Origin of the sequence: Terrimesophilobacter mesophilus (genome assembly GCF_014200375.1) — a bacterium.
Lineage (GTDB): Bacteria > Actinomycetota > Actinomycetes > Actinomycetales > Microbacteriaceae > Terrimesophilobacter > Terrimesophilobacter mesophilus.
This window is the reverse complement of record NZ_JACHBP010000001.1, coordinates 468,131-488,532: the sequence shown is the minus strand read 5'-3', so window position 1 is coordinate 488,532 and position 20,402 is coordinate 468,131. Positions and strand designations below refer to the sequence as shown.

General features: G+C 67.0%; 19 protein-coding genes and 1 tRNA gene. 18 read left to right on the top strand and 2 right to left on the bottom strand.

Annotated features, from left to right (window positions below; genetic code table 11):
* The first annotated feature begins 20 nt into the window (after positions 1 to 20).
* The 4 genes from recO (at position 21) to BKA04_RS02370 (ending at position 4,257) form a co-directional block, all read left to right on the top strand.
* Entirely contained in the window at positions 21 to 749 is a 729-nt protein-coding gene (gene recO, locus BKA04_RS02385) for a DNA repair protein RecO (RefSeq protein ID WP_104094976.1), read from the top strand.
* A complete protein-coding gene (locus BKA04_RS02380) occupies positions 746 to 1,549 on the top strand; it encodes an isoprenyl transferase (protein WP_104094975.1) in 804 nt (267 codons plus the stop codon). Before recO ends, BKA04_RS02380 begins: the two co-directional genes overlap by 4 nt.
* Before the next feature lie 92 nt (positions 1,550 to 1,641).
* Complete coding sequence (locus BKA04_RS02375) at positions 1,642 to 2,736, top strand: aminotransferase class V-fold PLP-dependent enzyme (protein ID WP_104094974.1); 1,095 nt, start codon at positions 1,642 to 1,644, stop codon at positions 2,734 to 2,736.
* Positions 2,737 to 2,871: 135 nt separating this feature from the next.
* Positions 2,872 to 4,257 (top strand): glycine--tRNA ligase, encoded by a 1,386-nt coding sequence (locus tag BKA04_RS02370; RefSeq protein WP_104094973.1) that lies wholly within the window; start codon positions 2,872 to 2,874, stop codon positions 4,255 to 4,257.
* Positions 4,258 to 4,276: 19 nt separating this feature from the next.
* Here BKA04_RS02370 and BKA04_RS02365 read toward each other — a convergent pair whose 3' ends face one another.
* A complete protein-coding gene (locus tag BKA04_RS02365) occupies positions 4,277 to 5,014 on the bottom strand; it encodes an SDR family NAD(P)-dependent oxidoreductase (RefSeq protein ID WP_104094972.1) in 738 nt (245 codons plus the stop codon).
* A 131-nt stretch (positions 5,015 to 5,145) separates the two neighbouring features.
* Here BKA04_RS02365 and BKA04_RS02360 point away from each other — a divergent pair, with 131 nt between their 5' ends.
* Positions 5,146 to 5,799 carry a DsbA family oxidoreductase gene (locus BKA04_RS02360; protein ID WP_104094971.1) on the top strand — a complete coding sequence of 218 codons (654 nt, stop codon included), beginning with the start codon at positions 5,146 to 5,148 and terminating at the stop codon, positions 5,797 to 5,799.
* A complete protein-coding gene (locus BKA04_RS02355; RefSeq protein ID WP_167309643.1) occupies positions 5,796 to 5,939 on the top strand; it encodes a hypothetical protein in 144 nt (47 codons plus the stop codon). The genes BKA04_RS02360 and BKA04_RS02355 overlap by 4 nt, the downstream gene beginning before the upstream one ends.
* A gap of 10 nt (positions 5,940 to 5,949) precedes the next feature.
* On the opposite strand, the gene BKA04_RS02350 is transcribed toward BKA04_RS02355, so the two are convergent.
* Positions 5,950 to 6,462 (bottom strand): aminoacyl-tRNA deacylase, encoded by a 513-nt coding sequence (locus tag BKA04_RS02350; RefSeq protein WP_104096585.1) that lies wholly within the window; start codon positions 6,460 to 6,462, stop codon positions 5,950 to 5,952.
* 32 nt (positions 6,463 to 6,494) lie between these two features.
* On the opposite strand from BKA04_RS02350, the gene dusB reads away from it, so the two are divergent.
* The 12 genes from dusB to BKA04_RS02290 all read left to right on the top strand — a co-directional run bounded on the left by dusB (position 6,495) and on the right by BKA04_RS02290 (position 20,316).
* A complete protein-coding gene (gene dusB, locus BKA04_RS02345; protein WP_104094970.1) occupies positions 6,495 to 7,694 on the top strand; it encodes a tRNA dihydrouridine synthase DusB in 1,200 nt (399 codons plus the stop codon).
* A gap of 1 nt (position 7,695) precedes the next feature.
* Positions 7,696 to 8,988 carry a deoxyguanosinetriphosphate triphosphohydrolase gene (locus tag BKA04_RS02340; protein WP_174719839.1) on the top strand — a complete coding sequence of 431 codons (1,293 nt, stop codon included), beginning with the start codon at positions 7,696 to 7,698 and terminating at the stop codon, positions 8,986 to 8,988.
* 9 nt (positions 8,989 to 8,997) lie between these two features.
* A complete protein-coding gene (gene dnaG, locus BKA04_RS02335; RefSeq protein WP_104094968.1) occupies positions 8,998 to 10,899 on the top strand; it encodes a DNA primase in 1,902 nt (633 codons plus the stop codon).
* A 179-nt stretch (positions 10,900 to 11,078) separates the two neighbouring features.
* Positions 11,079 to 12,710, top strand: coding sequence for an ABC transporter substrate-binding protein (locus BKA04_RS02330; RefSeq protein WP_104094967.1), 1,632 nt, complete (start codon positions 11,079 to 11,081; stop codon positions 12,708 to 12,710).
* A gap of 115 nt (positions 12,711 to 12,825) precedes the next feature.
* Entirely contained in the window at positions 12,826 to 13,926 is a 1,101-nt protein-coding gene (locus BKA04_RS02325) for an ABC transporter permease (protein ID WP_408646432.1), read from the top strand.
* Position 13,927: 1 nt separating this feature from the next.
* Entirely contained in the window at positions 13,928 to 14,914 is a 987-nt protein-coding gene (locus BKA04_RS02320; RefSeq protein ID WP_104094966.1) for an ABC transporter permease, read from the top strand.
* Complete coding sequence (locus BKA04_RS02315) at positions 14,911 to 16,620, top strand: dipeptide ABC transporter ATP-binding protein (RefSeq protein ID WP_232841937.1); 1,710 nt, start codon at positions 14,911 to 14,913, stop codon at positions 16,618 to 16,620. Before BKA04_RS02320 ends, BKA04_RS02315 begins: the two co-directional genes overlap by 4 nt.
* Before the next feature lie 14 nt (positions 16,621 to 16,634).
* Positions 16,635 to 17,438 carry an ATP-binding cassette domain-containing protein gene (locus tag BKA04_RS02310; RefSeq protein ID WP_167309642.1) on the top strand — a complete coding sequence of 268 codons (804 nt, stop codon included), beginning with the start codon at positions 16,635 to 16,637 and terminating at the stop codon, positions 17,436 to 17,438.
* Positions 17,435 to 18,439: an NAD(P)-dependent oxidoreductase gene (locus BKA04_RS02305; RefSeq protein ID WP_104094965.1), complete on the top strand. Its 1,005-nt coding sequence runs from the start codon at positions 17,435 to 17,437 to the stop codon at positions 18,437 to 18,439. Before BKA04_RS02310 ends, BKA04_RS02305 begins: the two co-directional genes overlap by 4 nt.
* Positions 18,436 to 19,425, top strand: a complete 990-nt coding sequence (locus tag BKA04_RS02300) for a lactonase family protein (RefSeq protein ID WP_267898934.1) — start codon at positions 18,436 to 18,438, stop codon at positions 19,423 to 19,425. The genes BKA04_RS02305 and BKA04_RS02300 overlap by 4 nt, the downstream gene beginning before the upstream one ends.
* A gap of 67 nt (positions 19,426 to 19,492) precedes the next feature.
* Positions 19,493 to 19,565, top strand: a tRNA-Asn gene (locus BKA04_RS02295).
* A gap of 46 nt (positions 19,566 to 19,611) precedes the next feature.
* The gene (locus BKA04_RS02290) at positions 19,612 to 20,316 is read left to right on the top strand and encodes a DUF899 family protein (protein WP_104094963.1); all 705 of its coding nucleotides are present in this window, start codon (positions 19,612 to 19,614) and stop codon (positions 20,314 to 20,316) included.
* Positions 20,317 to 20,402: the final 86 nt, after the last annotated feature.

Genomic DNA, 20,402 nt, shown 5'->3' with positions numbered 1-20,402 from the left:
TGCCGGGGGATACTGGGTGCATGCCCCTGTACCGTGACGAAGCCGTCGTGCTGCGCACCCACAAACTGGGTGAGGCCGACCGCATCGTGACGATGCTGAGTCGCGAGCACGGCAAGATCCGCGCGGTCGCGAAGGGTGTGCGACGCACGGCATCGAAGTTCGGGTCACGGCTCGAACCGTTCATGGTCGCCGACGTTCAGCTCTATGAGGGTCGCAGCCTCGACATCATCACCCAGGCGGAGTCGATCGGCTCCTACGGTGCGGAGATCACCGAGGACTACGCGAGCTACACGGCCGCGAGCGTCATGGTCGAGACGGCGGACAAGATCACCGACGACGGCGGTTCACTGCAGCAATACCTCCTGCTCATCGGTGCGCTGCGCTCGCTCGCACGGCGAGAGCACGGCGCGAGCCTCACGCTCGACTCCTACCTGTTGCGTTCGCTCTCGATCGCCGGATGGGCCCCGAGCTTCGTCGACTGCGCCGTGACGGGCGCACCCGGCCCGCACACCGCGTTCGTCGTGCAGCTCGGGGGAGTGGTCGCTGATGATGTTGCGCCGCCCGGTGCGCCGCGACTGGATCCGGCGACGCTCGACCTCCTCGCCGCGCTCCTGGCCGGGGACTGGCCGGTCGCCGCGGCATCCCCGGAGCGCATCAGAAGCCAGGCGAGCGGGATCGTCGCCGCGTACACGCAATTCCACCTCGAGCGCAGCCTGCGCTCCCTGCAGCACGTCGACCGGGGGGCATGACCATGACGGGCAAGACCCACAAGGACGCCGCCGACTTCAAACCCGTCGACTGGACCGGCGCGTATCCGCCCGCGCTTCCGGCCGCGGCCATCCCGAACCACGTCGCGCTCGTCATGGACGGCAACGGCCGCTGGGCGAACGGCCGCGGACTCACCCGCATCGAGGGCCACCGCGCGGGGGAGGCCTCGCTGCTCGACGTCGTCGCCGGCGCCATCCAGGTGGGCGTGAAGCACCTGAGCGTGTACGCGTTCTCCACCGAGAACTGGAAGCGATCCCCGGATGAGGTGCGCTTTCTCATGGGCTTCAACCGGGAGGTCCTTCATCGCCGGCGCGACCAGCTGAACGACTGGGGTGTGCGCATCCGATGGGCCGGGCGCAAGCCGCGGCTCTGGGGCTCCGTCATCAAGGAACTGCAGTTCGCCGAGAAGCTCACGGAGCGCAACACGGTCCTGACCCTCACGATGTGCGTCAACTACGGCGGGCGGGGCGAGATAGCGGATGCGGTTCGGGCCATCGCGGGCGAGGTGGCGGCGGGCAGGCTCTCGCCTTCCGGTATCACGGAGCGCACCATCCAGAGACACCTCTACTCGCCGGAGCTCCCGGACGTCGACCTGTTCCTCAGAAGTTCGGGCGAGCAGCGTACGAGCAACTTCATGCTGTGGCAGAGCGCCTACGCGGAAATGGTGTTCCTCGACACCCTGTGGCCGGATTTCACGCGCGAACAATTGTGGAAGGGGATCGCACTGTACGCGTCCCGCGACCGACGATTCGGGGGCGCTGAGGACACTCCCCTCGCCTGATACGCAAGAAAACGCAGGATCGCGTGGAAACCTTGCAGGATTGTGGCATCCGGGTTCGCTCGCATTCGCGGCACCGGGGGCAGGATTGAGTCATGAGTTCTGCACAGGCATCCTCCACCGTTGCGGCCACAAGCCGCCGGCTTTCCCCCGCGCTCACCAGTGCGATCGGCCAGTTCCGCCCCGACGCCGCGCGCGGATACCTGGCCGTGGCCTCGATCGGCCTCCCGACACGGGCGACCGTCGCAGCCCAGCTCGCCGACATCGAACTGTGGGCATCGGGCACGCGTGACCCCATGGACTACGACCCGATCCACGAGAACACTCGCCGTCACTACGCCACACTCGTCAAGGTCGACCCCGAACGGGTCGCCACGGGCTCGCAGACCTCCGTCATGGCGAGCGTGTTCGCCGCGGCCGTGCCGGACGGGGCCGAGGTGCTGTGCGCGGAGGGCGACTTCAGCTCCATCATGTTCCCGTTCCTGCAGCGCTCCGGCATCCGGGTTCGCACTGTACCGCTCGATGAGCTCGCCGCATCCATCACCGACCGCACCTGGCTCGTGGTGTTCTCCCTCGCCCAATCGGCGACCGGTCGCATCGCCGACCTCGACGGCATCGTCGCCGCCGCGCGCAGGACCGGCACGTACACGGTGTGCGACCTCACCCAGGCGGCCGGGGTCTACCCGGCGGACGCCTCCCGGTTCGACGCGACGCTCTGTCACGCATACAAGTGGCTGTGCTCGCCGCGCGGAGTGGCGTTCATGACCCTGAGCGAGCGGTTCCAGGCGGTGCTCACCCCCATCCAGGCCGGCTGGTACGCAGGGGACGACGTGTGGGGCTCCTGCTACGGGCCCGCCATGGACCTCGCGGCCTCCGCCCGCCGTTTCGACGTCTCGCCGGCCTGGCCGGCCTGGGTCGGAGCGGAGCCCGCGCTCGAACTCTTCTCCGGCCTCGACATGGACGAGGTGTGGAACTTCACGGTCGGCCTCGGAGACCTCCTGTGCGACGCGCTCGAGATCCCGCAGCAGCACCAGCCGATCGTGACGTGGGCGGATGCCGACCACAAGGACATGGCGCGACTCGTCGACGCGGGGATCACGGTATCCGGTCGCGCCGGGCGCCTACGCGCCTCCATCCACCTCTGGAATGACGAGAGCGACGTGGCCGCCGTCGCCAAAGCCCTGCGCTGAGCGGAGGCGCAGCGCGCTGCGCAGACACCCGGTCGGCCGCGGCGTGTGCGGCCGCTCCGCATCCCGGCCCTAAACTGGAGGATCACTGCCGACCGGACGCAAGCCTCGCGCCCGGCTGACCTTCTGGAGTACACCGTGGCCACCGCCTCCCCCCTCGATGCCGTCATCTCGCTGGCCAAGCGCCGCGGATTCGTGTTCCAGGCGGGGGAGATCTACGGCGGATCGCGCTCGGCGTGGGATTACGGCCCGCTCGGCGTCGAACTCAAGGAGAACATCAAGCGTCAGTGGTGGCGTTCGATGGTCACGTCGCGCGAAGACATCGTCGGCCTCGACTCGGCGATCATCCAGCCGCGGCAGGTGTGGGTGGCATCCGGTCACGTCGGCGCGTTCACCGACCCGCTCACCGAGTGCCTGCATTGCCACCGCCGATTCCGCGCAGACCACCTCGAGGAGGCCTACGAGGAGAAGAAGGGCCGCGCCCCCGAGAACGGCCTCGCCGACATCGTGTGCCCGAACTGCGGCACGCGCGGGCAGTGGACCGAGCCGCGCGACTTCCAGATGATGCTCAAGACCTACCTCGGTCCCGTCGAGGAGGAGAGCGGGCTGCACTACCTGCGCCCTGAGACGGCGCAGGGCATCTTCGTGAACTTCAACAACGTGCTCGGCGCGAGCCGCATGAAGCCGCCGTTCGGCATCGCCCAGGTCGGCAAGAGCTTCCGCAACGAGATCACGCCGGGCAACTTCATCTTCCGTACGCGGGAGTTCGAGCAGATGGAGATGGAGTTCTTCGTCGAGCCGGGCACCGACGAGAAGTGGCACCAGTACTGGATCGACGAGCGCGTGAACTGGTATGTGGATCTCGGAATGAACCGCGACAACCTGCGACTGTATGAGCATCCGAAGGAGAAGCTCTCGCACTACTCGAAGCGCACCGTCGACCTCGAGTACCGGTTCCGTTTCCAGGGCAGCGAGTGGGGAGAGCTCGAGGGCGTCGCCAACCGCACCGACTTCGACCTCACGACCCACAGCGAGCACTCCGGTACGGACCTGTCGTACTTCGACCAGACGAAGAACGAACGCTGGACGCCGTATGTCATCGAGCCGGCGGTCGGGCTCACGCGATCGATGATGGCCTTTCTCGTGGACGCCTACCACGAGGATGAGGCCCCCAACACGAAGGGCGGGGTCGATACGCGAACGGTGCTGCGACTCGACCGCAGGCTCGCCCCGGTCAAGGCGGCGGTGCTGCCGCTGTCGAGGAACGAGAACCTCTCGCCGATCGCGAAGGAACTGGCGACGGATCTGCGCCGCTTCTGGAACATCGACTTCGACGATGCCGGCGCGATCGGTCGCCGCTACCGTCGCCAGGACGAGATCGGCACGCCATTCGCGATCACCGTCGACTTCGACACGCTCGAGGACAGGGCGGTGACGGTGCGCGAGCGGGACTCCATGGAGCAGGAGCGGGTGTCGCTCGACAGACTGCAGGGCTACCTCGCCGAGCAGTTGCTCGGCGCGTAGCCCTGCGTGAGAGCCGGATCTATCCGGCGGTGTACCCGCCGTCGACGACGACCTCGGAGCCGGTCATGAAGGACGACTCGTCGCTCGCGAGGAACGCGATGACGTTGGCGACCTCCTCCGGCTCACCGAGTCGACCCATCGGGGTCGTGTCGATGAGGTACTGGCGGTCGGTCTCGCCGAGGATCGGCGTGTTGATGTATCCGGGGTGCACCGAGTTCGCGCGGATGCCCTTCTTGGCCCATCCGAGCGCCGTGTTCTTGGTGAGGATGCGCACGGCGCCCTTGGCGGCCGCGTAGCTCGGACCGCCGAGGCCTCCGACGATGCCGTACATCGAGCTGATGTTGACGACCGACCCGTTGCCGGACTTCTGCAGTTCGGCGCTCGCAGCCTTCATGCCGAGGAATGCGCTCGTCTGGGTGACGGCGATGACCTTGTCCCAGCTGGCGAGCGGGGTCTCCTCGATCGGGAGCGTGTCTCCGATGCCGGCGTTGTTGACGAGCGTGGTGAGCCCGCCGTAAGTCTTCACGGTTTCGGCGACGGCCTTGTTCCAGTCGTCCTCGCTCGTGACGTCGAGGTGAACGTAGTGGGCCTTTCCGCCGGCATCCGTGATCTCCTTGACGACGTCTGCGCCTGCAGCGTCCTGGATGTCTCCGATGACGACGTTCGCGCCGCCCTCAGCGAGCTGGCGGGCTGCGGCCTTTCCGATGCCGCTGGCGCCTCCCGTGACGAGGGCGGTCTTTCCGGTGAACCGAGTCATGTTCTCTTCCCTTTCTCGAGTGGTGCGATTCGCACCGTCATTTATATGCAACCGCATAGACTTTGGAACTATTCCTCGAGGGAATGTTCGCGCGCCGGGCTTGGTTTGTCCTGAGGACGGAAGGTCGAGGAGTGAGCGAAGCAATCAAAGTAGACATCTGGTCGGATGTGCAGTGCCCGTGGTGCTACATCGGCAAGCGCAAGTTCGAGGCGGGGGCGGCGCAGTTCGGCGGTGACGTCGAGGTGGAGTACCACTCGTTCGAATTGGCGCCGGACACACCAGTCGATTTCGGCGGCACGCCGGCCGACTACCTCGCCCAGCGCAAGGGCCTGCCCCATGACCAGGTGAGCCAGATGCTCGACCGGGTCACCGGGATCGCGGCATCCGTCGGTCTCGACTACGACTACGACTCCGTGCACCAGACGAACACGGTCAAGGCGCACGAGCTCATCCACTACGCGAAGTCGAAGGGCCGCCAGCTCGACATGAAGGAGCGCCTGCTCGAGGCGTACTTCGTCAAGGGTGAGCACGTCGGCCGCATCGACGACCTCGCCGACATCGCGGCCGGGATCGGCTTCGACCGCGGGGATGTCGTGCGGGCGCTCGAATCGAACGAGTTCCTGCCGGCGGTCAAGGCGGATGTCGCCCAGGCTCAGGAGTACGGCATCCAGGGCGTCCCTTTCTTCGTCATCGACGGGAAGTACGGGATCTCCGGCGCACAGGAGGCCGCAACCTTCGCCGCCGCACTGCAGCAGGTTCGGGACGAGAAGGAGGCGGCGGCGTGACCGACGGGAAGAAGACCCCTCTCACGATGGTCGGCCAGCCGGATGCCGCGGTGTGCGTCGACGACTCGTGCGAGTGGCCGCCACCGGCGTCGAGCGCGTGCGCACCCCGTCCCGTGCACCACTACCTGCTCTGGAACTGACGCCTCACGCTCAGGAGCGGGACGCGAGGGGTTCGCTGATGTCGGCGACGACCGCACCGAGTGAGGCGAGAAGCGCGTCCGCGTCGACGAACGCGCTGAAACCCTGCTCACCGGCGCCCATGGCGATACGGCGGCCGGGGAGCGTGACGTCCGCGTAGACCGGCCATGCCGTCGTGCTGCCGAGCGGGGTGATCGTGCCACGGCCGTAGCCGGTCGCCTCGATCGCGAGCGCCTCCTCCGGCATCGCGAGTTTGTTCGCTCCGACGAGCGCGCGCAGTTTCGGCCAGGAGATCTGTCGATCGCCCGGCACGAGGGCGAACAGGTAGGTCGCCGGCAACGGTGCCTTGCGTCGAACGACGAGCGTCTTGACGATGTCGGCGGGCCGGATGCCGAGAAGCTCTGCTGCCTCCTCCAGGCTCCCTGCTCCCGGCCGCTCGACGATCTCGACCTCGAGGCCGCGCGCGGCGGCATCCGCGAGCACGCGCTTCCGGCCCGCGGGTGTGCTTCCTGATGCCTCGCCCATGCCGACGACCACTTTCTGGGAGAATTGAGACGATGACCTCTCTCGCCACCGCAACTCCCAAACTACAGCTCGGGCCGATCGCGCTCGAGGTGCCGGTCGTGCTCGCGCCCATGGCGGGCATCACGAACACGGCGTTTCGGCGGCTGTGCCGCGAGTTCGGCGCCGGGCTCTACGTGAGCGAGATGATCACGAGCCGCGCCCTCGTCGAGCGCGGCGAGAAGACGATGCGCCTCATCCGGCACCACGAGTCGGAGACGCCGCGCAGCATCCAGCTCTACGGAGTCGACCCGCACACGGTCGCCGAGGCGATCACGATGCTCGTGGCAGAGGACCGCGCAGACCACATCGACCTGAACTTCGGATGCCCGGTCCCCAAGGTCACCCGCAAGGGCGGAGGGGCTGCGCTGCCATGGAAGCTCGACCTGTTCCGCGACATCGTGGAGGCCGCGGTGAAGGCCGGCGGTGACGTCCCCGTCACGGTCAAGATGCGCAAGGGCATCGACTCGAACCACCTCACCTACCTCGAGGCCGGCCGTATCGCCTCGGGGGCGGGCGTCTCGAGCATCGCCCTGCACGCACGCACTGCGAGCGAGTTCTACAGCGGGCAGGCCGACTGGTCGGCGATCGCGCGGCTCAAGGCGGCCATCAGCGACGTGCCGGTGCTCGGCAACGGCGACATCTGGAGCGGGGCGGACGCGATCCGCATGGTCGAGGAGACCGGATGCGACGGTGTCGTCGTCGGTCGCGGCTGCCTCGGCCGGCCATGGCTGTTCGGCGACCTCGTCGCCGCGTTCCAGGTCAGGTCGGGGGAACTCACCCCAGAGGAAGCGGCAGCACGGCGGGCGCGCCCGACCCTCGGCGTTGTCGCCGCCACCATCCGCCGCCACACGGTTCTGCTCGCCGAGTTCCTGAGCACCGATGGCGACGACGGCGAGGAGTGGGCATGCCGCGACATCCGCAAGCACGTCTCCTGGTACTTCAAGGGCTATCCGGTCGGCAGCGAGCTGCGTTCCGCCCTCGCGCGGGTCGAGAGCCTGCAGCAGATGGACGACCTGCTCGGCCAACTCGACTGGTCCGAGCCGTACCCCGGCGACGATGCTGAGGGTCCCCGCGGGCGCGCTGGGCATCCGAAGCGTACGGTGCTGCCGGAGGGCTGGCTCGACAGCCGCGAGCTCGCGGCGGCCCACCGGGGCGAGCTGAGCGAGGGCGAAGCGGACACGACAGGTGGCTGACCTGCCGAATGCCGCGACGTCGGCCGCGTATTCCGAGCACGATCGCGCCCGTTGGCTGCCGGAGGAGCATTCCAATCGCCGAAGCGATTTCGCTCGAGATCGCGCCCGCGTCCTGCACTCGAGCGCGCTGCGACGCCTCGCCGCGAAGACGCAGGTGCTCAGCCCGACCGCGGGGGTCGACAACGCGCGCAACCGCCTCACCCACTCCCTCGAGGTCGCACAGGTCGGCCGGGAACTCGCGTCGAGCCTCGGACTCGACCCGGATGTCGTGGACACCGCCTGCCTCGCCCACGATCTCGGGCATCCGCCGTTCGGCCACAACGGGGAACGGGCGCTCAATGCGTGGTGCGCGGACGTCGGCGGTTTCGAGGGCAACGCCCAGACGCTTCGGCTGCTGACGCGCATCGAGCCGAAGGTGTTCGGCGGCGACGGGCACTCCTATGGCCTGAACCTCACGCGCGCGAGCCTCGACGCGAGCTGCAAGTATCCGTGGCCGGCGACGAGTGCCATCGGTGACCCGAGCGGCCGCGCGAAGTTCGGCTTCTATCTCGATGACACCGACGCGTTCGCGTGGCTGCGGGAGGGCGCGCCCGATCGGCAGCTGTGCATCGAGGCCCAGGTCATGGACCTCTCCGACGACATCGCGTACTCGGTGCACGACTTCGAGGATGCGATCGTCGGCGGCTACATCGACGTCCCGGCGCTCGGGGCCAGAGTAGACCACGACGAACTCGTCGACTCGATGTTCGAGTGGATCGGCGGCGAACTCGACCACGACGAACTCGTCGCAGCGTTCGACCGGCTCGACTCGCTGGAATCCTGGATCGACGAGTTCGACGGAACGCGCGCGGCGCAGGGGCGCCTCAAGAACCTCACGAGCCAGCTCATCGGCCGCTTCGCAGGTATCGCCACCCAGGCCACGCTCGCCGAGCACGGCGATGAGCGCCTCAACCGCTTCGGTGCGAATGTCGTCGTCCCACGCGAGACCCGCGCCGAGATCGCGGTGCTCAAGGGCATCGTCGCGGCGAACGTCATGTCGACGAACTCGCGGAAGCCCATCTACGCCAGGCAGCGCGACACGATCACCGAGCTCGCCGACGCCCTGATCGACCGGGGACCGGATGCCCTCGACGCGGGCTTCGCGGCCGACTGGCGAGAGGCCGGCACCGACGCAGGGCGCAAGCGTGCCGTCGTCGACCAGGTCGCGAGCCTCACCGACCAGTCGGCGAACTCCTGGCACCGCAGGCTGCTCGGTCGCTCGCCGGGCTCAGCCGCGGAATCCCACCCCGCCTAGAATCAAGCCATGGCAGGGCTGATCCGCAGGAGCGACATCGACGAGGTGCGGTCGCGGATCAACATCGCCGACGTCGTGGGAGACTACGTCACCCTCAAGAGTGCTGGAGTCGGCTCGCTCAAGGGACTCTGCCCGTTCCACGACGAGCGGAGCCCGAGCTTCCACGTGCGCCAGCAGGCCGGTCGTTACCACTGCTTCGGCTGCGGGGAGGACGGCGACGTCTTTACGTTCCTGCAGAAGCTGGACCACGTCACATTCTCCGAAGCGGTCGAGCGGATGGCCGCGAAGGTCGGCATCGAACTTCACTACGAGGACGGCGGCAGCGCGGCGAACGACCGCGGCAACCGTGCGCGCCTGCTCGCTGCGAACCAGGCCGCGGCGGACTTCTTCATCGCGCAGCTTGCGACCCCCGGCGCGGAGCCCGGACGAGCGTTCCTCGGTGCGCGCGGTTTCGATCCGTCGGCCGCAGCCCATTTCGGCGTGGGGTTCGCACCCAAGAGCTACGACGCCCTCAGCAACCACCTCAAGGAGCTCGGCTTCACCGAGGAGGAGCTCCTCGCGTCCGGACTCGTCGGCCAGGGAGACCGGGGTACATACGACCGCTTCCGCGGGAGGCTCGTCTGGCCCATCCGCGACACGACCGGCCAGACGCTCGGCTTCGGAGCCCGCAAGCTGCTCGACGACGACCAGGGCCCCAAGTACCTCAACACCCCCGAAACGTCGGTCTATCACAAGTCGCAGGTGCTCTACGGGCTCGACCTCGCCAAGCGCGACATCTCCCGCGGTAAGCGCGTCGTCGTGGTCGAAGGTTACACGGACGTCATGGCCTGTCACCTCGCCGGCGTCACGACGGCGGTCGCCACCTGCGGTACCGCGTTCGGGGTCGACCACATCAAGGTCATCCGCCGGGTGCTCGGCGACGTCGAGAACTCCGACTCCCACGGTCTCGGTGAGGTCATCTTCACGTTCGACCCGGATGAGGCGGGCCAGAAGGCCGCGAGCAGGGCCTTCGCGGAGGAACAGCGTTTCGCAGCGCAGACTTTCGTCGCGGTCGCCCCGGACGGGCTCGACCCGTGCGACCTGCGGCTCACGAGGGGAGACGATGCCCTCCGCCGTCTCGTCGACGAACGCAAGCCCATGTTCGAGTTCATGATCCGCCGTGTGCTCACCTCCTTCGATCTCGACACCGTCGAAGGTCGGGTCGGCGCACTCAGGGCCGCGGCGCCCGTCGTCGCGGGCATCCGGGATCCCGCCCTCCATGCCGGCTACATCCGGAACCTGGCCGGATGGATCGGCGTGGACCCGCAGGAGGTCTCGCGGGCGGTGAGCAGTGCCGGAAGGGCGAAGCCGATCCAGTCCCGATCAGAAGATCCGCGATCGCCGGATGCGCGGCGATCCGACGCACGGGGTCCGTCAGAGCGGCCGGCGGAGCCGGGCCCATCGATCACGAACCTGCCCACGGATCCGGTCACGCGCCTGGAGAGGGACGCGCTCATGGCGGTGCTCCAGCAGCCGGAGGAGGTGGGCCGCGACCTCATCCTCCGCATGGGGGACGTGTCGTTCACGAACGCGACCCTCACGGTGGTCCGCGACGGCATCGCCGCGAGCATGGACGGTTTCGGTACGCCCGGCTGGGTCGATCGCGTCGCAGAGGAGGTTCCGGCGGTGTTCTCCGGGATCGTCAGCCAGCTCGTCGTCGCGCCGATCCCGGAGAAGTCGGATCGTGAGCTGTCGATCTACTGCAAGGGCGTCGTCGCCTCCCTCGTCGGCCGTGATCTCCTCGCCAGGAAGGCGGAACTGCTCGGGAGGCTTCAGCGCACGGACGCCGCAGCGGAGCCGGATCGGTACCGCGACATTCAGCGGGAGCTCATGAGCGTGGAGGCGGATCGGCGCGCACTCATCGGCGAGTAGGTTGCAGAACAATAAATATTCGGCGCCAATCGAGGTCTTCGACTCAGCGGATGGGCAATCCGTGTTATCAAGGGGTATACAAGCGACCCGTGGCGCGCCATCGAGCCTGCCACGGGTACTGTCCCCAGCGGAGTCCGAATTGGCTCCGCTGGATTCTCACAACAGAGAGGTATCCGGATATGACATCCGCATCCACGATCCGAAAGCGGTCGCTGGCCGTGCTCAGCGGCGTTGCCATTGCCGCCATGGCGCTCAGCGGCTGCGCTGCAGGGAACGGCACCGGTAACACCGGCGCGTCAGGCACCATCACCGTCGGTACGACCGACAAGGTCACGACGCTCGACCCTGCTGGTTCGTACGACAACGGCTCGTTCTTCATCATGAACAACGTGTTCCCGTTCCTGATGAACTCCAACCCCGGGAGCTCGGATGTCCACCCGGATATCGCCGAGTCGGCCTCGTTCACCGCGCCCACCGAGTACACGGTCAAGCTCAAGCCGGGCCTCAAGTGGGCGAACGGCCACGACCTGACGGCATCCGACGTCAAGTTCAGCTTCGACCGCCAGCTGAAGATCGCGGCGGACAACGGACCGTCGACGCTTCTCTACAACCTCGACAGCACCGAGGTGAAGGATGACCTGACCGTCGTCTTCCACCTCAAGGCGGCCAACGACCAGATCTGGCCTCAGATCCTCTCGAGCCCAGCCGCGCCGATCGTGGACGAAGAGGTCTTCTCTCCGACCGCGCTCACCACGGACCAGGAGATCGTTGACGGAAACGCCTTCGCCGGCCCGTACGTGATCTCGAGCTACAAGTTCAACGAGCTCGTCCAGTTCAAGGCGTACGACGGTTACCAGGGTCTGCTCGGCAAGCCGAAGACGGCCACGATCAACCTCAAGTACTACGCGGACCAGTCGAACATGAAGCTCGACGTCCAGGAGGGCAACATCGACGTCGCCACGCGCAGCCTGTCTGCGACCGACATCGACAGCCTCGCCAGCAACAAGGACGTCACGGTTCACAAGGGCCCGGGTGGAGAGATCCGCTACATCGTTTTCAACTTCGACACCATGCCGTTCGGTGCGAAGACGGCGGATGCCGACGCGGCGAAGTCGCTCGCGGTCCGCCAGGCGATTGCCGACCTGATCGACCGCGACGCCATCGCGAGCCAGGTCTACAAGGGCACCTACCTGCCCCTGTACTCCTATGTTCCCGCCGGCCTGACGGGCGCCACCGACGTGCTGAAGTCGCTCTACGGCGACGGCAACGGCGGCCCGGATGCCGACAAGGCGAAGGCGACCCTCGAGGCGGCCGGTGTCACCGGTCCGGTCACGCTGAACCTCCAGTACAACCCTGACCACTACGGCGCGAGCTCCGGTGACGAGTATGCGCTCGTCAAGTCGCAGCTCGAGGCGTCCGGTCTCTTCACGGTGAACCTGCAGTCCACCGAGTGGGTCCAGTACTCGAAGGACCGTTCTGCTGACGTGTACCCGATGTACCAGCTCGGCTGGTTCCCGGACTACTCCGACGCGGACAACTACCTGTCCCCGTTCTTCCAGACGGATAACTTCCTGAAGAATCACTTCAGCAACGCCGAGATCGACTCGTTGATCAAGGCACAGGCTGTCGAGACGGATCCTGCCAAGCGCAAGTCCGAGATCGAGGACATCCAGGCGAAGGTCGCGGCCCAGTTGTCGACGCTGCCATTGCTCCAGGGTGCACAGGTCGTCGTGTCGGGCAAGGATGTGAAGGGCGTGGACGACACGCTCGACGCGTCGTTCAAGTTCCGTTTCAACGTCCTCAGCAAGTAAGGCTCCATAAGGCGGCTACTATCGAAGTGCCGTAACAGGGGGCGGTCCGCACACAGTGCGGGTCGCCCCCTCCTTTTCTGGCAGGTGTTCGGTAGCGCGTGGGCGAAGATTGGCGATGATGACAGCAACCGCAGTTTCGAATGCGCCCTCCCCGGGTGCAGAGCCCGCGCAGAAGGCGCGATCCAAGGGTTCCGGCGGGACGCTCGGCCGCTACATCCTCATCCGGCTCATCCTCATCATTCCGACGGTGTTCATCCTCGTGTCGATGGTGTTCATCCTCATGCACATGATCGGCGACCCGATCACGGCGGCGCTCGGCGGTCGGCTGACGCCGGACCAGCTGGCGGATCGCATCCACGCCGCCGGTTACGACCGGCCGATCTGGATCCAGTACTTCGAGTATCTCGGGCAGGTCGCGACGGGCAACTTCGGTACGACGATCAGCGACAACCGGCCGATCTCCGAGATCCTCCTCACCTACGGTGGCGCGACACTCGAGCTCGCGTTCTACGCCCTCATCGTCGCGTTCATCGTCGGCATCCCGCTCGGCATGCTCGCCGCGTACCTTCGCGACAAGTGGCCGGATGCCGTACTCCGTGTGTTCGCGATCCTCTTCTACGCGACGCCGGTCTTCTTCGCAGGGCTCCTGCTCAAGCTCATCTTCTCCGTGTGGTTGAAGATCCTTCCCGTGAACGGCAGGGCGAGCGTCGGCACAGAGTTGAACCTGCAGCTGCTCGACCATCCGACGAACATCTACCTCATCGATGCGTTCCGCACCGGCAACCCGGCGGATGTCGCCGACGTTCTCACGCACGCGCTCCTGCCGGGGATCGCGCTCGGCCTGCTCACCGCGGGGATCTTCCTGCGTCTCGTGCGCCTGAACGTGATCGGCACGCTCGGCCAGGACTACGTCGACGCTGCACGTTCCCGCGGCGTCGGTGAGCTGCGGCTCGTGCGCAAGCATGCATACAAGCCGGCACTCGTCCCGATCATCACGGTCATCGGCCTTCAGATCGCGCTTCTGCTCGGGGGAGCGGTCCTCACCGAGACGACGTTCGAGTGGAAGGGTCTCGGGTTCATGCTCGTGCAGTACATCAATGCCAGGGACTTCGTGGCGGTGCAGGGCATCGTCGTCCTGCTCGCCGTGATCGTCGCGGTCACGAACTTCATCGTCGACGTGATAGCCGCGCTCATCGACCCGAGGGTGAGGTACTGACATGAGTACGACCACCGTCGTCAGGCCCAGCATCTGGTCGCGGCTCCCGCTCGTGCGCCAACTGGCGCAGAGCGTCGGCTGGCAGCGAGGCATGCTCGTCGCGGGCCTTGTCATCATCGTCGTGTTCCTGCTGACCGCTGCGCTCGCCCCGATTCTCGCCCCGTATCGTTTCGATCAGCTGCGCGACGCGAACGGGACGTTCGGCGCACAGCTTCCGCCGGGTGGAGCTCACCTTCTGGGGACGACTGTCGGCGGATACGACGTGCTCTCCCGGGTCATCTGGGGCGCCCAGACGGCAGTCCTCGTCATCGTGGTGGCGGTCATCCTCTCGATCTTCGCCGGCGTTCTGCTCGGCCTCGTCTCCGGCTACTTCGGAGGCTGGCTCGACCGCGTCCTCGTCGTGATCTGCGACGCGATCTACGCGTTCCCATCCCTCCTGCTCGCGATCGTCATGTCGATCGTGCTCTCCGGCGGCAAGTCGAGCCTCTCCTTCGGCATTCTCGCGGCGGCCATCTCGATCACGGTCGTGTTCATCCCGCAGTATTTCCGCGTCATCCGTTCGGAGACGGTGCGCATCAAGGCTGAGGCGTTCGTGGAGTCGGCGAAGGTCATCGGCGCGAGCAATGCGCGCGTCATGTTCCGGCACGTGCTCCGCAACTCGACGAGAACCCTTCCGCTCATCCTTACTCTCAACGCCTCCGAGGCGATCCTGACGCTCGCCGGCCTCGGCTTCCTCGGGTTCGGCATTGAGCCGACGTCGGCGGCTGAGTGGGGCTTCGACCTCAACAAGTCGATCTCGGATGTCGCCGCCGGCATCTGGTGGACCTCGATCTTCCCCGGCACGGCCATCGTGCTCGTCGTTCTCGGTATCACGCTCGTCGGCGAGAGCCTCAACGACCTTGCCGATCCGAGGCTTCGGACGAGGCATCGTGCGATAGCGAGCTCCGCGACCCCGACCGAGGTCGACGAGCTGGAGGAGGCACTGTGAGCAGCCTGGCGAAGGGCCAGGAGGCCCTGGAGATCGACGACCTCAATGTCACGTTCGCGACGGACGGCGGCGACGTCAGGGCCGTCGAGGGCGTGAGCCTGTCGGTTCGGTCGGGCGAGGTGCTCGCGATCGTTGGTGAGAGCGGCAGCGGCAAGACCGTGACCGCGAAGACGATCCTGGGTCTTCTTCCGGAGACCGCCACCACGTCGGGCGTGGTCCTGATCGGCAACGACAACGTCATCGAGATTCCCCACTCGAGGTTGCGGGAGATCCGCGGCACCGGCGCCGCCATGGTGTTCCAGGAGCCGTCCACCGCCCTGAATCCCGTCTATACGGTCGGTTGGCAGATCGCAGAGGGGCTTCGTGCCCACGGCCGCTACAGCAAGGCGGAGGCGCGCGCGAAGGCGATCGACATCATGACGCGGGTCGGTATCCCGGATGCCGAGCACAGGGTCGACTACTACCCGCACCAGTTCTCCGGCGGGCAGAAGCAGCGCATCGTCATCGCGATGGCACTCGTGCTGGACCCCGAGATCATCGTCGCCGACGAGCCGACCACGGCACTGGACGTCACGGTGCAGGCGGAGATCCTCGACCTGCTGCGCCGCTGCCGTGACGAGTTCAATACGGCGATCGTGCTCATCACCCACAACATGGGCGTCGTGGCGGATCTGGCCGACCGGGTCGCGGTCATGTACCAGGGACGGGTGGTCGAGGAGGCGGATGCCGTCAGCCTGTTCCACCACCCGGAGCACGATTACACGAAGCGCCTTCTCGCGGCGGTCCCGTTCATCGGCGCCGGAACGACGCGCACGCGGGAGCGGGCGGCGGAGCGGGCCGCGGGGACAGCGGGCGAACCGCTCGTGGTCGCCGAGGACCTGGTCATCGAGTATCCGGGGCGGCTCGGCCGTGGCGGATTCCGCGCCGTCGACGGAGTGAGCTTCCACATCGGCGCACGCGAGGTGCTCGGGCTCGTCGGCGAGAGCGGGTCCGGCAAGACGACGATCGGGCGCACGATCGGCGGACTCACGAAGGTGACCGGCGGGTCTCTTCGGGTGCTCGGCCAGGAGATGCTCGGCGTGCACGAGAAGGACTTCCGTCCGCTCCGGCACGACATCGGCTTCGTGTTCCAGGACCCGGCCACGAGCTTCAACCCGCTGCTCACGATCGCGGAGTGCGTCGCGGAGCCGCTCATCGTGCACGGCAAGGCGCAGGACGCCGCCGCCGCGCGCTCTCGGGTCGACGAACTCCTCGAGGCGGTGCAACTGCCGCACAGCTACGGGGACCGCTACCCGCATGAGCTGAGCGGCGGCCAGCGCCAGCGCGCAAGCCTCGCGAGGGCCATCGCGCTCCAGCCGAAACTGCTCATCGCCGACGAACCCACGAGCGCACTCGACGTCTCCGTGCAGGCGAAGGTCCTCGAACTGTTCGCAGAACTCCAACGCGAGTTCGGATTCGCGGCGCTGTTCATCAGCCACGACCTCGCCGTCGTCGACCTCCTCGCCGACCGGATCGCCGTGCTGTTCAAGGGCAGACTCGTGGAGGAGGGCACGGGCGAGGAGGTGCTCGTCGCGCCGAAGCATCCGTATACGCAGCGTCTTCTCGCCTCTTTGCCGGTGCCGGACCCGATCCTGCAGGCGAAGCGCCGTGAAGACCTGCGGCGCCTCCGTGCGAGCGAGCTGGCGGATACGGGGACCGACGGTTGAACTCGACGGAGCCCATGATCGTTGCCGATGACCTCTCGATTCGGTACCGGTCGAGGGATGTCCGCTCGAGGTTCGTGGCGGTCCGTGGTGTGACGTTCGACCTCGCGGAGGGCGACTTCCTGGGTGTCGTGGGCGAGTCCGGTTCTGGCAAGTCCACCCTCGCAGCGACACTGGCGCTGCGCGGTGACGCGGGGTCGGGCGATGTGAGCGCGCCCCGGATCTGCGGTGGTTCGCTGACGGTCGACGGAACGCCGGTGAGGGGCATCTCCGCCCACCGTAGGGATCTGCTTCGCCTGCGGATCGGCTACCTGGCCCAGGATGGCGCTGAGAAGCTCGATGCAAGGTTGACCGTCGCCGAGAACGTCGCCGAACCGATCTACTCGCGTGACCGCCGATTCAGCTCCCGAGAGGCGGGGGCCGCCGTCGCCACGATCGTCGACGCGATGCGGTTGCCCCTTCGCGTCATGTCCCGTTTCCCTTACGAACTGAGCAGCGGCCAGCGACAGAGGGTCGCTCTCGCGCGCGCACTCGTGCTCGAACCTCGCCTGCTCATCGCCGATGAGCCGACCAGGGGAGTCGATGTGACGGTGAGATCGGGGGTGCTCGAAGCGCTCCTCGAACTGCGCGCCGAACGCGGTTTCTCCGCCGTGATCGTCAGCAGCGACCTCGGTGTCATTGAGCAGTGTTCCGAGCGGATGCTGGTGCTGCACCGCGGAAACGTGGTCGGGCTTGGCCCCATCAATGGGGTACTGTCCGACCCGGTTCATCCGTATTTGAAGGCCCTCGCGGCGTCTCGATTCGATACAGTCGGTGCATGACATCGAGTGGGGGCTCGGTCCAGCATCGCGAGGTGCTGGCCTCCCCGGCTGAGGAACTGCCGGCTGTGAGGCGTCCGCGGCCGGGCCCGATCGCCGTGCTCCCGGAGCCGACGGAGTTCTTCGTGTCGGCGATTCAGGAGGCCGGCGGTATCGTCGAGCCGCTTTCTGCCGCGACCCGCGGCATCGTGTGGCTGTCATACGCGAGGGCGAACGAGTTCTCCGGCATCCTCGACGAATACCCGGATGTCGACTGGGTGCAGTTGCCGTGGGCGGGAGTCGACGCGTTCGCCGGGGTCCTCGCGAAGCACTCCGGTACGCATCCGCTGTGGACGAGTGCGAAGGGCGCATACGCCGAACCGGTCGCGGAGCACGCTCTCGCGCTCATGCTGGCCCTGCTCCGCCAGCTGCCGATGCGCATCGTCGCCCGGAGCTGGGGCCCGAAGCTCGGAGCGTCGCTCTACGGGGCACGAGTGGTGGTGGTGGGCGCGGGAGGGATCGCCGTCGAGTTGCTGCGGCTGCTGGAGCCGTTCCGCACCTCCGTGACCATTGTGAGGCGGCATCCGGAGCCGGTGCCGGGAGCGGAGCGCACGGTCACGGCCGACCGTCTCCACGAGGTCCTGCCCGATGCCGATGTCGTGGTGGTCGCAGCAGCCATGACGAAGGATTCGACGCACCTCATGGGTGAGGCGGAGTTCGCGGCGATGAAGGATTCCGCGATTCTCGTGAATGTCGCGCGTGGCGGGCTCGTCGACACTGCCGCGCTGACGGCCGCGCTGGCATCCGGGGGGATCGCAGGGGCAGGGCTGGACGTCACCGATCCGGAGCCGCTTCCGGATGGCCACCCGCTGTGGTCCGAGCCGCGCGCCATCATCACGCCGCACAGCGCCGACACGCCCGAAATGACGACTCCCCTCCTGGCGGAGAGGGTGAAGACTAACGTGCGAGCATTCCTGGACCACGCGAAATTCGTCGGAATAGTTGACCCGGAGGCAGGCTATTGACTCTCATTTGGGCAGGTGCATACACCGCGAGCATGGGCGGATTCTCCCGGGGGATCTCGGCGGTTCGACTCACGGAGAAGGGCTTGCAGTTCGCCGGCATCGGCGCCGTGACCTCGTCGCCGTCGTACATCATCCACTCCCCGGTGGAGGGCATGATCTACGCCGTGGACGAAGCGAACGGGCGCGTCGAGGCCTTTCTCCGCAAGGGGAAGTCGACCGCGCTCATCCCGATGGGCGGCCAGCCGACATCAGGCACGGAGCCCTGCCATCTGGCCGCAACGCCGGAATGGCTCTACGCGGCGAACTATCGGTCCGGACAGGTCGACGTGTTCCCGATCGGCGCGGATGGGAAGATCGGCGCGCTCCACCAATCGCTGACATCGAGCGGCAAGGGGCCCAAACCCGAACAGGACGGCCCTCACCCGCATTCGACTCTCGCGTTCGGCGATACCGCGATCACCGCCGACCTCGGCACCGACCGGGTGAACGTGTACCGGTGGGCGGATGGCCGGCTCGGCCTCGAATCCTCTCTCGAACTTCCCGCAGGCACGGGGCCTCGCGACCTCGCGGTATCCCCGACGGCCGGCAAGGTCTACCTGCTGGGCGAGCTCGGTGGATCGATCTTCGCCCTTGGTGGCGGCCGGAACCTGCAGGTGGTGCAGTCCGGAGGGTCGGGTGCAGCGCCGGGGGACCACGCCGCTGGGCTCGTCGTCGACCCGACCGGTCGCTTTCTCTATACGGCGCTGCGCGGGTCGAACCGCATCGTCGCCGTCGACGCGAAGACGCTCGAGCCCATCGCCGACCTGCCGAGTGGCGGTGACACGCCGCGGGGCCTGTGCATCGTCGGCAATCTGCTGTTCGTCGCGAACCAGAACTCCGGCACCCTCGCCGCGTTCCAGCTCGACCCGCAGTCCGGCATCCCGATGATGGTCGGCACGCCGCTCTTCATCGACTCGCCGACCTGCCTTCTGCCAGACTTCTCGTGATGCGCGGGTACGAGGGCGGCAGATGGGGTTCCGCATTCTTTGCTAAAGTGACTACCTGAATCGCCATTCCTCGATAGCTCAATTGGCAGAGCAGCCGGCTGTTAACCGGCAGGTTCTTGGTTCGAGTCCAAGTCGGGGAGCAAATTTTTTCGGAACGCTCCGGGTTCCATCGGCTACGATCCCGCCATGGCTGTCATCGACATCACCACCCCTGCGCCTCCCGTCGTCGACCGCGAGACCTGGCTTCGCGAACGGGGTGAGCTGCTCGTTCGCGAGAAGGCGCACACCCGCGAGGGCGATGCGATCGCTGCTGCACGCCGCCGGTTACCGATGACCGAGGTCACACCGATCTCCCTCGTCGGGGCGAACGGTCCGACCTCGATGCTCGACATCTTCGATGGGCGCGACCAACTCATCGTCTACAAGCACATGTGGCACCTCGGCAAGCCCTTCGAGGGCCAGTGCGAGGGATGCACCGCGTCGATCTGGAACTTCCATGACGCCGCATATCTGGAAGCGCGCGGCATCAGCTTCGCCGTCTTCGGGGCAGGGCCATACGAGGAGATGGCGCCGTTCCGGGAGTTCATGGGCTACACGCATCCGTGGTACTCCGTCTACGGTGTCGAGGATCCCGCCTACACCGGTGGCGGTCATCTCACCTGCTTCCTGCGTCGTGGCGACCGTGTCTTCCTCACCTACGACACGACCGATCGCGGCACGGAGCCGATCATGGCCGCACTCAACCTCATGGACATGACCGTGTACGGTCGCCAGGAGGAGTGGGAGGACTCCCCGGAGGGCTGGCCACAGGATCCGACCTTCACCGGCTGGCGGATGGACGGTCGCCCCGTGCCGCAGTGGACCCGTCCGGGAGTCGTTCCGGTCGGCTGACGCGGACCGCGCCCCGCCGGTGAGGGTACTCCCGCGGGAGTACCCGACGACTCCATGGAGCGGATGCCGCATCCGTGCCGCGCAAC